The sequence below is a fragment of the Candidatus Dormiibacterota bacterium genome (assembly GCA_035544955.1).
In the GTDB taxonomy this organism is placed as follows: Bacteria; Chloroflexota; Dormibacteria; order CF-121; family CF-121; genus CF-13.
The window spans coordinates 80,435-93,174 of record DASZZN010000012.1 but is presented as its reverse complement, the minus strand read 5'-3'; the positions used below and the strand labels follow the sequence as shown (position 1 = coordinate 93,174).

Sequence of the window (12,740 nt, the reverse complement as noted above, 5' to 3'; positions counted from 1 at the left end):
ACGCTCCTGAGGAAACAACGCCGAAAACCCGAGACTGTTTTCATTATCGACGGTCGCCTCTGAGAACGTCCTGAAGCCGGCCTTCCGTGCGCCGAGACGTCCGCTACGCGACCCGCTCGCCACCCTTGAAGACGGCCCACACCCGCCAGAGCGCGCGCGGATCGCTGAGGGGATCGCCATGCACCAGGACGAGGTCGGCGGGATCACCGGGCCGGAGCCGGCCCGCATGGTCGACACCCAGCAGCTCGCCGCCTCGCCAGGTCACCGCGGCCAATGCCTCGTGCGGCTCGAGCCCCGCCTCGACCAGCTGCTCGACCTCCCAGGCGAGGTGGCCCGCGCGCACGGAGCCGCCGCCGAAATCCGAGCCGGCCGCGATGCGGACCCCGGCCCGGTGCGCGGCCTTGATGGCCGCAAACGCCCCTTCGCGCCTTGCCGCGAGCCGGCGCTTGCTCTCGTCGCTGGTGAAGCGCTCGATGCGGGTCGTCCGCGCGAAGGTGGCCCAGCTCGCGAGGACCGAGAGCGTGGAGACGAGCGCGACGTTGTTCGCCCGCATGGTGGCCGCGGTCGCATCATCGAGCTCCATGCCGTGCTCGATCGAATCCACGCCGGCCTCGGCGCCGACACGCGCGCCGTCGAGGATGGTGGCGTGGGCAGTGATCTTCCGGCCTCGGCTGTGCACGGCCTTGCACGCCTTGCGAACGTCATCCGCCGTGAATGGACAGCGGTCGGAGCGGTCCGGCGGGTCGAGCATGATCTTGACGAAGTCGGTTCCCGAGTCGAGCTGCGCGAGCGCCGCCGCCCGCAGCCCGTCGCCGTCCTTGACGGGCACGGTCATCGGCAGATAGCCGTCGGTCGCGATCCAGGTCCCGGCGACCCGGATATACGGCGTTCCGGCCTGCCCCGCCATCTCCTGGCGAACCTCTAGACTGACCGCCCGGCCGTCGAGGCCGGCCGGCGAGCCGACGTCGCGGGCCCACAGGATGCCGGCCTGCACCAGGCGATCCGCGTTCCGTCGCGCCGTCTCGCGCAAGAGCTCGGGCGGGTCCGAGCCGCGCTCGATCCAATGGCTGCCCCCGGGCATCGTCAGGTGACTGTGGGCATCCACGAAGGCCGGCACGATCGTGGCGCCGCCGCCGTCGAGCAGCTCGGCATCGCCGGGATCCGACTCCTCGGGCGACAGCCACGCAATCCGGCCGTTCTCGACCAGGAGGCTGACGCCGACCTCCAGGGTTGCCGAGTGGCCATCGGCCAGGCACGCGTCACGAATCAGCAGGCGTGAGGTCATGCCGTTACCGGCGCCGGCTGCTCCTTGAGCCGGATCACCGGACCAAGGAAGATCCAGAGCGCGGCCAACAGCGACAGGATGCCGCCGAGCACAATCGTCTGCACGAGGCCGATCGAGGTTCCCAGGATCCCGCCGACGAACGCCCCGATCGGGATCGTGCCCCAGACGATGGTTCGCATCGTGGCGTTCATGCGCCCCTGGACCCGGTCCGGGGTGATCGCCTGTCGCAGGCTCACCTGGCTGATGTTGTAGATCGGGCCGGTCAGACCCTCGAGAAAGCCAAGCGCCGCGAGCACCGGCACCGGCGGGGCGACGAGAGCGACCGGGGTCGCCAGCAGGGCGAGTCCGCCCACAGCGATCGACCCTCCCAGGGTGGGCCCGATGCCCAGCCTGCGAGCGACCCAGGCGGCCAGGAATGCGCCGATCAAGCCCCCGACGCTGCCCACGGCGAAGACGATGCCAACCTCGGCGGCGGATAGGTGCAGCCGGCGATAGGCAAACACCAGGAAGACGGCGCCGAAGATAATGTTCGAGCCGAGGTTCGTTGTCGCGGTGCAACCGGCGATCCGCCACAAGAGCGGGTTCTTGAACACCACCTCGAGCCCCTCCTTCACTTCGGGAATGAAGCCGATCGCCCCACTCGCCGTGCTCGGCTTCGGCTGGGGCTCGGGCGTTTTGATCGCGATCAGAGCCAGCGCGGAAAGGAGAAACGACAGCGCATCGACGGCAACCGCCCTCGCGCCCCCGATCCACTGGATCAGGAAACCGGCGACGGCCGGCCCCGCGACCTGCGCGGTGGAGCGGCTGATCTCGAGCTTCGTGTTGCCCTCGAGCAAGTTTGGACGGTCCACCAGCGCGGGGAGGTAAGACTGGTAGGAGACGTCGAAGAAGACCGTGCAGACGCCGGTCACGAGCGCGACGATGTAGAGCTGTTCCAGCGTCAGGAGGTTGAGCAGGTAGGCGGCGGGGATCGACCCGATGGCCACCATGCGGCCGAAGTCGCAGGCGATCATGATCGGGCGGCGCCGAAGCCGATCGGCGTAGACGCCGGCGACCAGGCCCAGGGTGGGAAAGGCCAGGAACTCGAGTGCCGACAGTACCCCAACCTGGAAGGGGCCCGCGTGCAGGATCAGGATCGCCACGGTGGGAACGGCCAGGAACGTCACCTGGCTTCCGAACTGGCTGACCGTTTCGCCGGTCCAAAGTTTGAGGAAGTCCCGGTGCCGCCAGAGCTTACCCTTCAGCATCGGTTGATTATCGCGTTGACCCGGTTCGGCCGGCTCCCGTACCCCGCCCGGCCGGAAGACGTCCCGAACTCGCCCAGATGACGGTTTGTCACCGGGGCTGATAAACTCGGATCGATCTCAGGGTGTCCGCTTCTATCGACGCCTCCCCCCTAAGCCAGCACTCGCCCGACCGTGGAGCCGCTTCGCTGCGCAGCCATGAAGCCGCTCCGCGCCGGGGACAGGGGCGCGCCCATGGCTGACCTGCTTCGCGTCGTCAATCTCGAAACCCACTTCCGCACCGGGGACGGTATCGTGCGGGCGGTCGACGGCATCTCGTTTTCGATTCCGCAGGGCGAGACCATGGGGCTGGTCGGTGAGTCAGGCTGCGGCAAGAGCGTGACGGCCCTGAGCATCATGCGACTGCTCGACTACCCCGGCGAGATCGCGGGCGGGCGCGTCATCTTCGAGGGCAAGGACCTCACCGAGCTGGAGATGGACGACATGCGCAAGATCCGCGGCTCCGACATCGCGATGATCTTCCAGGAGCCCATGACGTCCCTCAACCCGGTCTACACGGTGGGCGACCAGATCGCGGAGGCCGTGCAGCTGCACATGAAGCTCTCCCGCGCTGATTCCTGGAAACGGGCCATCGAGATGCTCGACCTGGTCCGGATTCCCTCCCCCGAGCGCCGGGTCAAAGACTACCCGCACCACATGTCCGGTGGCATGCGGCAACGCGTCATGATCGCGATGGCGCTGTCCTGCGACCCCAAGCTGCTGATCGCGGACGAGCCCACGACGGCGCTTGACGTCACCATCCAGGCGCAGATCCTCGACCTGATGCGGGACCTGCAGGCCCGCCTCAAGACCTCGATTCTCCTGATCACCCACGACCTGGGCGTCGTGGCCGAGATGTGCAAAGACGTAGCCGTCATGTACGCCGGGCAGATCGTCGAGCAGACAAACGTCCAGACGCTGTTCGAGTCGCCGCAGATGCCCTACACCGAGGGGTTGATGAAATCCATCCCCCGACTGGGGATGAGCCAGGACGCCAAGCTTGCGGTCATTCGCGGGACGGTTCCCAATCCGCTACGGTGGCCGGCCGGTTGCCGGTTTGCCCCACGCTGCGACTACCGCTTCGACAAGTGCGCCAAGCAGCCGCCGCTGTTCGAACTGGGTGACCAGAGGGCAGCCTGCTGGCTGGTCGAGTCGGGCCGGCGAAAAGTCTCGACCGTGATCGAGGCGATGCCGAGCAAGTCGTCTGCTGCGCGGTCCGATGCGGGCCGGACCAGCGGGTCGACGGCCGAGGCCTGATTCGCTCATGGAAGCAGCCGGCGCCCCGACCCTGAAGCCTGGTGAGAGCACACTTCGTCCCGTGCTCGTGGCTGGGGGCGCCGCGCCCTTGCTGCGTGTGCGCGGGTTGTGCACCTACTTTCCTGTCCGCCGCGGCTTGCTGCAGCGCACCATCGGCCACATCAAGGCTGTCGACGGTGTCGACCTGGCGGTCAAGCAGGGCGAGACGCTCGGGTTGGTAGGCGAGTCGGGGTGCGGCAAGTCCACGCTGGGCCGGACGATCCTGCGGCTGATCGAGCCCACCGCCGGGACGATCGAGTTCGAGGGCAAGGACATCACGAAGATCTCGAGGCGCCCCATGAAGAAGGTGCGCGCGGACCTGCAGATGATCTTCCAGGACCCGATCGGCTCGCTGAACCCCAGGATGTCGATCGGCGACATCGTCGGTGAAGGCCTGCTCGTGCATGGCGTCCGCCGGCGTCGACGGCGCGAGAATATCGTCCGTGAGGTGCTGATGAAGGTCGGGCTCCGGCCCGAGTACCTGAACCGTTACCCGCATGAGTTCTCGGGCGGCCAGCGGCAGCGTATCGGCATTGCGCGGGCCCTCGCCCTCAACCCGAAAATGATCGTCGCCGACGAACCGGTCTCGGCCCTCGACGTCTCGATCCAGTCGCAGGTTCTCAACCTGATGGTCGAGCTGAGACGCGAGTTCAATCTGACCTACATCTTCGTCGCCCACAACCTGGCGGTCGTCGCCTATATCAGCGATCGGATCGCGGTGATGTACCTGGGCAAGATCGTGGAACTAGCGGCCTCCCAGGAACTCTACGATCGACCACTGCATCCCTACACCCAGTCGCTGCTGTCGGCGATTCCCAACCCGGATCCGGGCCACCGGCGCGAACGGATCAAGCTCACCGGGGATGTGCCAAGTCCGTACAACCCGCCCTCGGGATGCCACTTTCGGACCCGCTGCCCGCTGGCTCGGGCCAAGGGGACCCAGAACGGGATCTGCGCCGAAGAGGAGCCGCCGCTCAAGGAATGGCGGAGCGGTCACTTCGCGGCCTGCCACTTCGCCGGCGAAACGGCGTAGACCACCCGCTCAGGACCGGAGCGACGCCGTCCCGCGCTAGCGGATGATCTTCGGATCGAGCGCGTCGCGCAGGCCGTCGCCGATGAAGTTGATGCAGAGCACGGTCGCGACGACCGCCAGGCCGGGGAACGTGATCCACCACCAGTTGCCCTGCACCAGCACGCCCTGCGCGCCGGCCAGCGTCGAACCCCAGGAGTAGTTGGGCGGCTGGATGCCAAACCCGAGGAAGCTGACGAACGCCTCGAGCACGATGTTATTGGCGATCCCCAGGGTGAAGGCCACCACGATCGGCCCCACCGCGTTCGGAAGGAGATGACGGAAGATGATTCGGCTGTTGGGGACGCCCAGGGCCCGGGCCGCCTCCGCGAACTGCATCTCGCGCAACGAGAGAAACATGCTTCGCACGATGCGCGAGATCGAGGGCCAGCTCAGCAGTCCGAAGATCAGTGCGATCTTCCAGGGTGAGGCTTCCCCGAAGACCCTGGCGGCCAGCGGCACCAGCAGCAGGGCCGGGACGGTCAGGAAGACATCGGTGATGCGCATCAGGACGGCGTCCAGGGCATGGCCGAAGTAGCCGGCCGTCGCCCCCCAGCCGACGCCGATGATCACGGCAATCACCATCGACCCGATGCCGATGAAGATCGAAAACCGACCGCCGTAGAGCACCAGGCTGAAGATGTCGTGGCCGTTGTAGGAATCGGTTCCCATCAGGTGCTTCAGCGAGGGACCGGTGCCGGCGTCGAGCAACGAGAACTGGTCGGGGGCCTGGATGTAGTTGGGAAACAACAGATGCCAGAGCGGCGCACCATAGCACAACACGACCAGGATGCCGAGCGCGAGCAGCGCCCATTTCGCGGTGGGATGGTTCATGAACCGCCGGGCGGTCAGCTCCCGGAAACTGAACTGCCTGACGCCGACCGAGTCGACGTCTTCCACGCCTGCGCCCGTCCCGACCGGGATCAGCGTCTCGCCGGCGAGCTGGCGGCTGTCAAGCATAGGAGATTCTCGGGTCGATGTACGCGTAGGCGATGTCGGCCAGCAGGTTGAACAGAATGATCAGGACGGCAGAAACCGACAGGATGCCCATCAAGAGGGGGTAGTCGAACGCCTCCAGTGCCTGGAAGAATAACTGGCCCATCCCGGGCCAGCTGAAAATGGCCTCGGTGACCACCGCGCCCGAGAAGAGGAGTGGCAGCTCAATCCCGATGTTGGTCACAACCGGGAGCAACGCATTGCGCAGAGCGTGTTTGAGAACCACGACGCGCTCGCTCAACCCTTTGGCCCGGGCGGTCCGGACGTAGTCCTGGTGGATCGCGTCGAGCATCGACGAGCGCATGAAGCGCGAGTCCCCGGCAATGCCAACGATGGCGATCGTGGTTGCGGGCAGCACGATATGGCTCAAGATGTCCAGGATGCCGGCGATTGGGTGCTGCCCGAACCAGGCGTTGTAATCAGCCGTCAGGAAGGGCGCCCCCGCGGCGCGGATGTCGATGATGCCGGCGACCGGGAGGATGGGAATCATGACGGCGAAGATCAGCAGCAGCATGAGCCCCAGCCAGAACGTGGGCATCGAGTAGCCGACGTAGGAGAAGAAGGTCACCGCCTGATCGAAGAACGAATAGCGCCGTAACGCCGCGATGATCCCGGCGGGCAGCGCGATAAGCTGCTGGATCACGTAGGCCGTCACCATCAAGATCGCAGTCGCCGGCAGCCGCTGAAAGATCACCTCACGAACGGAGCGGTGCATGAAGAACGAGAACTGCCAGTTGCCGGTCACCATCGACTTCACCCATTGCACGTACTGAATGTAGACGGGTTGGTCGAGGCCCCACTGGTGGACGATGGCCTGCCGGGCGGCGTTGCTCATCCCCGGGCGGAAGGCGAAGGCCGACAGGGGGCCACCCGGCACCGCCTGCATCCCGAAGAAGAGGAGTAACGAGATCAGGATGAGGGTCGGGATCGACTGAAGGATGCGGCGCCCGATAAACCCAATCATGTGGCCTTCCTACCCTTGCTGGATTCTACTCTCGCCGACGGCGCCTGGGAGGAGATCGGGTTGAGAGCGGCCCGGTGGCCGCTCTCAACCTTCGGGTCGAAGTCAGTCGGCTAGGACGCCCCCTTCCGGAACCAGTCTGGGGCGTTGCAGGTCGAAACGCAGGTATTCGCCGTCGGGAAGAAGTTGCCGAAGTTGTTGCCAACGCCGAAGACGTCAGGCCGCTCGTAGAGCCCGAAGTAGCCAACGTAGTCGGCCCACTCGGTCTGTGCTTGCTTGTAGAGCGCGACGCGCGCATTGACGTCGATCGTGTTCTCGCCCTGGGTCAAGAGGTCGGTCAGCTTGGGATCGTTCATCCGGTCCCAGTTCGCCCCAGAGGGGTTCGCCGCGGTGGGGATCTGACTCGGAAGGGCCAGCGACGCCCAGGAGTCCGGATCCGGCGCGAAGCTGTTGGCATAGAGCGACATGTCGTACTGGCCCGTGGCGTTGACCCCACCGCCCGTCCAGCTGTCGAAGAATTGGCCGGCGGGCCAGTTCTTGGTCGTCACCGTCGCGCCGATCTCCTTCCAGTTGCTGATCAGGAGCTCTTCCTCGGCCGCCCGCTGCGGGTTGCCGGAGGTGGTGCTCAGCGTCCAGGCCAGCTTGACGCCGCTCTTGCTGCGGGTGCCGTCAGCCGCCTTGGTCCACCCGTCCTGGTCGAGCAGCGAGTTCGCCTTGCTCACGTTGCGGGTGAAGGCCGCAACGCTCGTGTCGTAGAAGGGTGACAGCGTCGACGGAAGGAACGTGTTCATGGGCTTGCCGATGCCGCCCACGAGCTGCGTGTTCATCGCGGTCAGGTCGGAGGCGAGCCAGATCGCCTGGCGAACCAGCTTGTCATCCTTCCACGGGGTCGCCTTGCCGCAGGTTGCAGCGTACTGTTGCGCCTTGCAGCCGATCTCGTTGTTCCCGAGGTTGAAGTAGATCCCCTCGTTGAGCAACCCGTTCGCGTAAACCGACTTGCCGCCGGTCCACCCCTGCAGCGAGGGGAGGTCCTTGGCGATCAGGTCGAGGCCCAGGTCGGTGTCGCCCGCCTTGATCCCCGCGATCTGCGAGGACTTGTCGCCGTAGATCTTGTAGGTCAGCTTGTTCAGAAAGGGTGCGTGGCCGAAGAACTTGGCCCCACTCCGTCCCGCCGCGTAGTTCGGGTTCGGAACCAGCGTGACGATCGCCGCGGGTCCCGGCGCGAAGTCCTGGACCATGTAGGGACCGCTGGTCGGGGTCGGCTTCTTCGTGAAGTAGTCGGAGGTCGCCCAGTTCTTGGGCTGGATGCTCGACAGCGCCGCCTGGGGCACAACATAGGTTGTGGCGAAGGTAGCGATGTACGGCGAGTAGACGCCGCTGGGTATGTCAGCCGCCAATCCGCAGGTACCAGCCTTGTTGGGGCCGAGGTGCCAGATCACGGTCTGGGCGTCCTTGATCTCCTGCGACGCGATGTGGTCGTAGCCCAGCTGGCTCGATGCGCCGACATCCGGGTTGCAATACGCGTCGACGGTGAACTTGACGTCGGCGCTCGTCAGCGGCGAGCCGTCCGACCACTTCAAGCCAGACTTCAGCTTGATCGTGATGTCCATGTGGGTCGCGTCGATCTTCTTGACCATGCCGTTGTCGGTGGTCGGCACGTCAGTGACGAGGTCGGGGATCGGCTTGTTCTGCGAATCGAACCCCCACAACATCGACCAGATGGGCCCGGCGGCCACCTGCAGCGTGGTCTGGGCCGAGCTCGCGATCACGTTCAGGTCTTGGACGGGCTCCCAATCCGAGAAGATCAGCTGCCCTCCCTTGGTGCCGTTGACGGGGTTGTAGCTCGACGCCAGTGTCTCCTTCGTCGGAGTCCCACTGGTCGAGCTACCGCAGGCGGAAACAAGAACAGCGACCCCAGCGATGAGCGTCGAAGCGCGCAACCATCGCAACTTGCCGATAGATTGATCCATATACGCGATTACCTCCCTTCCAGGCAAAGATGAGTGGTCCAGCGTTGCTTGCTAGCGCCGAATCGCCGTAATCATGCATCAACCGGTGTCACTTCGTAAAGAAAAGGCCCCAAATATTAACCTCTATTAGACCAACGGCCTTTTCTGGTGCCGGCGGAGCCCCGTTCTTACCAGCTGTTGGGGTCAGCGGCAGCCGCGGAATACTCCCGTGAATCGGCGTGATTTCCCATCGCCGCCCGGTAAAGACCCACGTATTTTTCCGCGGAGTTGGCCCAGCTGACGTCCGTCGACATGGCATTGGCTTGCAGCCGCCGCCAGAGCGACCGCTGACGGAAAGTTTCCAGCGACCGGACGACCTGGGCGAACAGGTCCCAGTGGTCGTAGGCGGTGAAGACGAAGCCGTTGCCCGTCTGCCGCACCGGGTCCCAGTCGTCGATGGTGTCGGCCAGGCCGCCGGTGGCGCGCACGATGGGGATGGTCCCGTAGCGAAGACTGATCAGCTGGCCGAGGCCGCACGGCTCGAACCGCGACGGCATCAGGAACATATCCGAGCCGGCGTAAATATGCTGTGCCAGCACCGGTTTGAACCCGATCGTGGCGGAGACCTTCCGCGGGTTGTCGCGGGCGTTGGCCCGGAACATCTCCTCGTATCGGGCATCGCCGGCACCGAGCACGACGAGCTGCAGGTTCAGCCGCATCAGCCCCCACATGATGTTGGCGATCAGGTCGAGGCCTTTCTGGTCGTACAGCCGAGAGATCAGGCCGATCACCGGGATCGCCGGGTCCTGCGGGAGACCGACTTCCTTCTGCAGCGCGAGCTTGTTCTCAACCTTCTTTTCGATGCTGCCGATGTCGTAGAGGGTGGCCAGCGACGCGTCCGTCGAGGGGTTGAAGACGTCGTAGTCGATGCCATTGATGATCCCGTGCAGCTTGCTGCGAAAGACGCTCAGCAGCGGGTCCATCTTTTCGCCGTACTCGGGCGTCAGGATCTCTTCCGCATAACGATTGCTGACGGTGTTGACGACGTCGGAGAAATAGAGCCCGCGGCCGAGGAGGTTGACGATGTCGTCGAGTCCGGGCATACCGGGCTTGATCAGGCCCCATTGCTCCAGGTCCGCCAGCTGCAGCGCGCCGTAACCGAAGACGCCCTGGAAGGCGAGATTGTGAATGGTGAGCACCGTGGCGATGTCGGCGTAGAAGGGATCAGCGCCGTAGAGCCGCGCCAGCATGTTGGGAATCACCGCCGTGTGCCAGTCATTGACGTGGATCACGTCGGGGCGGAAGTCCAGCGGCCGCAGCATCTCGAGCGCCGCCCGGCTGAAATAAATGAAACGCGCGTCGTCGTCCCAGAAGCCGTACATGCCGTCGCGCCCAAAGAATTGCTGGTTCTCGATGAAGTAGATCGGCACCTCGCCGGCGATCCGTCCCTCGAGGACGTCCGCATTGACCGGTTGGTGCGCCAGCGGGACCCCGAGATTGCTGACGATGCGTCGTAATCCGTACTTCTCGACGTCGATGCTGCCGTAGCGAGGCATGACGACGCGGACGTCGTGACCCATCGCCTTGAGCGCCTTGGGCAGCGCGCCGGCCACATCGGCCAGGCCGCCCACCTTGGCAAAGGGTGCGACCTCGGCCGCGACCAGCAAGATCTTCAGTGGTTGCTGGTGGCGTCCAGAAAAGACGTCGCCCGGCACCCGCACCGGGATCGAGCCGGAGGGAGGCAGCTGTTCCACGGCCTTGCCGCCCTCGTGGGCGACCGCCACCATTTCGACCGTCTCGCCGGGGTCGTGCCCGAGCGCGTCGAAGGGCACGGCAAACGCGACCGCCTCACCACCGGTGGTACGGCCCGCCCAGCGCGGCTGCGCCGAGTGCGCATCAGGCGGCACCGCCCGCAACTCCAACTCCACGTCTGAACCGCTGGGCCGCGCCGTCAAGCGGAACGCGGGGTCGAAACCGAGGTTGCCGTCACTGCGCTGCGTCGGACTGCCCGAGAAGAAGATCTCGAGCTCAACCGGCCGCGGCCGATCGGCGGGGAGAAAATCGAATCGCAAGTAAAGGTTGTGATCGTCGTGACCGAACCAGATCCGCCGCACGGCGCCCTTCGGGGGGTGCATCGCGCCGAAGAGCGCGCTGACGTCCACGTATCCGCCCGCCTCCCACTCCGCCTCATCCACCTGGCCGTTGAGCTTGGGCGTGATCTTGCGATCGGGCCGCTTGGAGGCTGATCCCCCGGCGTCCCTGGCGATCGGCCTATAGAGGTTGGCGGGGGGCGGCCGCCGCAGCGACATATAGATGTTGCGGAGATGGAGCCTGAAAAGGCTATCCCAGATCTGGTCCATCCCCGAATCGTGCGATCGGCCAAACCACCAGAACCAGTCGCTGCCCTCGGCGATCAGCGCCTCGCGGCGCGCCGACGCGAGCGACTCAGGCTCATCCGCCTGTCGTTCACGCTCGCTGAGAAAATCCCGCGCCTCGGCCAGCAGGTCCCAGGCCACGTTGTGTTCCTCGTCGCCGACCCAGGTATCGAAGTTCGCGTTGATCCAGGAGCCGGGATGAATGCGGGACAGCGAGCCGTCGGCGGGAAAGGCCCCGAGAAATTCCGAAACCGTCACCGCTTTCAGCTGAGGCTCCTGCATCAGGCGGCTGTAGAGCGAATTGAGGAAGGGGTTGCCGTTGGCCTCATACGAATCCCAGCAGTTTTCGCCGTCCAGGGCAATCACCGCCAGGAACGGCGTGTCCTCCTGCTGCTGTTGGATGGCGCGAAGCCGGTCGACGAGGTCCCCGGCCGCCTGCTCGGCGGGCGAGTTCTGGCACTCGAAGCCAATCGCGTTCGAGAGCCGCGAGTCGCGGAAGAGGAGATGAATCGGCGGCCCGTTGCCCTGCACGCGGTAGGGCTGGTAGAGCAGGCCGGCCTGTGTCACCTGCCCCTGCGCATCTCGCGTGATCGGGCTCGGGAGTGACCGCGAGAGGACGCCCTCGTCACTGAGCATCCATTCGAGTGCGTGATCGGCCGCCAACCGCACGGCGTCATCGGAGATGGCGGCTTCCGGTGGCCACAGCCCGCGCGGCCGGCGGCCGAAGCACTGCGTATGCGTCTCGATGCCGAGGCGCAGCTGCTCGGCCGCGTCGTCGAGATGCTTGAACGGCCGCCGCGGCATCGCCAGGTCGGGTCGTGCCACGCGCGCAATGCCAAGGTCCGCGATCAGCGGCAGGATGGGATGGTAGTAGGGGCTGGTGATCAGCTCCGCCTGCCCGCGCTCCTGCAGCTCGCGATACTTGGGCAGCACCTTGCCGAGCAGTGCCAACTGGACCCGCAGCACGGGCTCGACGTCGGCGTCAGAAAAGAACCGCCCCTTGCGGACGAGTTCGGCAATCTCCGGGTCGTGCTCCATCACCTCGGGGCCGATCCATGAAAGGTTGAACCACACGAGTAGATCGCGCAGCTCCTCGTCGGAGAAGAGCGTCGCCATGCCGTCGTTGGACGCGCGCGACCAGGCCTGCTCCCGCTTGCGCACGAGTTCCAGGTAGCGCGGATACTGACGGACGCGCCGGATCTGGCTCGACTCGGTCATCCATCGCGCGATAAAGGCGCGCTCGTCGCCGCTGAGCGTCGCGACCGGACGGCGGGCGAGGTCCAGGTAGACGTCCTGGGACCCACCGTCGACGTAATCCTGGAGCTGCTTCACCAGTGCCGGCACCAGGTTGAAGGTCTGCTTGATGGCCGGGTAATCGTCGAGCAGGGCCGGCATCTTGTAGTAGTCCTTTGCGGCGCGCAGCCGGACCCATGGCAGCAGGAAACTGTTGGTCAGGTCATCCCTGTAATAAGGCTGGTGCATGTGCCAGACGAAGGCCACATGCAGGGGGCGCGTCACGGGGAAAG

General features: G+C 65.5%; 8 protein-coding genes. 2 read left to right on the top strand and 6 right to left on the bottom strand.

Going from position 1 to position 12,740, the window contains the following annotated elements:
• Positions 1-103 precede the first annotated feature (103 nt).
• Together VHK65_04470 and VHK65_04465 are read right to left on the bottom strand one after the other, a co-directional pair.
• The gene (locus VHK65_04470) at positions 104-1,285 is read right to left on the bottom strand and encodes an amidohydrolase family protein (GenBank protein HVS05404.1); all 1,182 of its coding nucleotides are present in this window, start codon (positions 1,283-1,285) and stop codon (positions 104-106) included.
• A complete protein-coding gene (locus VHK65_04465) occupies positions 1,282-2,532 on the bottom strand; it encodes an MFS transporter (protein HVS05403.1) in 1,251 nt (416 codons plus the stop codon). Before VHK65_04465 ends, VHK65_04470 begins: the two co-directional genes overlap by 4 nt.
• 231 nt (positions 2,533-2,763) lie before the next feature.
• Between VHK65_04465 and VHK65_04460 the strand changes: the two genes are divergently transcribed.
• Entirely contained in the window at positions 2,764-3,825 is a 1,062-nt protein-coding gene (locus VHK65_04460; protein ID HVS05402.1) for an ABC transporter ATP-binding protein, read from the top strand.
• A gap of 7 nt (positions 3,826-3,832) precedes the next feature.
• The gene (locus tag VHK65_04455) at positions 3,833-4,897 is read left to right on the top strand and encodes an oligopeptide/dipeptide ABC transporter ATP-binding protein (GenBank protein ID HVS05401.1); all 1,065 of its coding nucleotides are present in this window, start codon (positions 3,833-3,835) and stop codon (positions 4,895-4,897) included.
• A gap of 36 nt (positions 4,898-4,933) precedes the next feature.
• On the opposite strand, the gene VHK65_04450 is transcribed toward VHK65_04455, so the two are convergent.
• The 4 genes from VHK65_04450 to VHK65_04435 all read right to left on the bottom strand — a co-directional run bounded on the left by VHK65_04450 (position 4,934) and on the right by VHK65_04435 (position 12,732).
• Positions 4,934-5,893, bottom strand: a complete 960-nt coding sequence (locus VHK65_04450; protein HVS05400.1) for an ABC transporter permease — start codon at positions 5,891-5,893, stop codon at positions 4,934-4,936.
• Complete coding sequence (locus VHK65_04445; GenBank protein ID HVS05399.1) at positions 5,886-6,893, bottom strand: ABC transporter permease; 1,008 nt, start codon at positions 6,891-6,893, stop codon at positions 5,886-5,888. The genes VHK65_04450 and VHK65_04445 overlap by 8 nt, the downstream gene beginning before the upstream one ends.
• 110 nt (positions 6,894-7,003) lie before the next feature.
• Complete coding sequence (locus VHK65_04440; protein ID HVS05398.1) at positions 7,004-8,860, bottom strand: peptide ABC transporter substrate-binding protein; 1,857 nt, start codon at positions 8,858-8,860, stop codon at positions 7,004-7,006.
• Positions 8,861-9,027: 167 nt separating this feature from the next.
• Positions 9,028-12,732 carry a glycogen/starch synthase gene (locus VHK65_04435; GenBank protein HVS05397.1) on the bottom strand — a complete coding sequence of 1,235 codons (3,705 nt, stop codon included), beginning with the start codon at positions 12,730-12,732 and terminating at the stop codon, positions 9,028-9,030.
• Between the last annotated feature and the right edge of the window lie 8 nt (positions 12,733-12,740).

Bases quoted from the DNA above. Each gene is read 5' to 3' on its own strand.
- VHK65_04455 (HVS05401.1), top strand. From the start codon at position 3,833: ATGGAAGCAGCCGGCGCCCCGACCCTGAAGCCTGGTGAGAGCACACTT.
- VHK65_04450 (HVS05400.1), bottom strand. From the start codon at position 5,893: ATGCTTGACAGCCGCCAGCTCGCCGGCGAGACGCTGATCCCGGTCGGG.
- VHK65_04440 (HVS05398.1), bottom strand. From the start codon at position 8,860: ATGGATCAATCTATCGGCAAGTTGCGATGGTTGCGCGCTTCGACGCTC.
- VHK65_04460 (HVS05402.1), top strand. From the start codon at position 2,764: ATGGCTGACCTGCTTCGCGTCGTCAATCTCGAAACCCACTTCCGCACC.
- VHK65_04470 (HVS05404.1), bottom strand. From the start codon at position 1,285: ATGACCTCACGCCTGCTGATTCGTGACGCGTGCCTGGCCGATGGCCAC.
- VHK65_04445 (HVS05399.1), bottom strand. From the start codon at position 6,893: ATGATTGGGTTTATCGGGCGCCGCATCCTTCAGTCGATCCCGACCCTC.
- VHK65_04465 (HVS05403.1), bottom strand. From the start codon at position 2,532: ATGCTGAAGGGTAAGCTCTGGCGGCACCGGGACTTCCTCAAACTTTGG.